The 785-nt window shown below is 42.0% G+C and carries 1 protein-coding gene; it reads right to left on the reverse strand.

What is annotated here, in order from left to right:
• The coding region (gene mscT / locus ACWHAR_RS25975) for a small-conductance mechanosensitive channel protein MscT (protein ID WP_452088286.1) at positions 1–724 on the reverse strand (724 nt) is incomplete at its 3' end.
• Positions 725–785 lie beyond the last annotated feature (61 nt).

Consider the following 785-nt stretch of genomic DNA (forward strand, 5'->3'; position numbering starts at 1 on the left):
CCATATTTTCTGTTTTGGCAATGACCCTGATTACAATTTCGGAAGTCCCCAGTTCTTGAATGCCGATGACATTTGGGCCTTCTTTTATTTGCGGAAGAGCCGCTGCCGTCTCATCACAAACCTGCTGTAAAATATGAATCATTTCATCAATGTTTCTTTCAGCCGGCACTTTAATGTCAACAAGAGCCTGCATGGTACCACGAGAATGATTGCTTACGTTTGTGATGTTTCTGTTGGGGATGTAATGCAGTGTTCCGTCAAAGCTGCGGATTTGAGTTGTCCTTAAGCCAACCTGCTCGACAATTCCGTCAAAGGTGGAAACGGTAATATAATCTCCGACATCCAATTGTTTCTCAAGCAAAATAAAAAAACCTGTCACGATATCACTGACAAGCCCTTGGGCGCCAAATCCGACAGCCAGGCCGACGATTCCTGCCCCCGCTAAAAGAGCGCTTGGATCATAATGAAACAAATCTAGAACCATGACGAAAAATATGAAAATCAATGTATAAGCAAATATGTTAAGAGTCAGGCTTCGGAGCGTATGTGCACGTCCGATAGACAAGCTATTCTGCTCCTCGAATTTTGCAAACAGATGTTTAATGATTTTCATGCCTAATGATCGAACGATAAAATAGAGCAATATCATAATGGCGAGTTTAATGAGCAGAACACCGGCATTTGTAATCAGTCCCGCCCAATCATATTGTTTAATAAAGTCCATGTTGAGCTCCTTTTCTAATTGATTGCTGCACATTGAGGCTAGTTACCCTGTACATGACCAT

This window comes from Bacillus sp. LR--39, assembly GCF_053613335.1.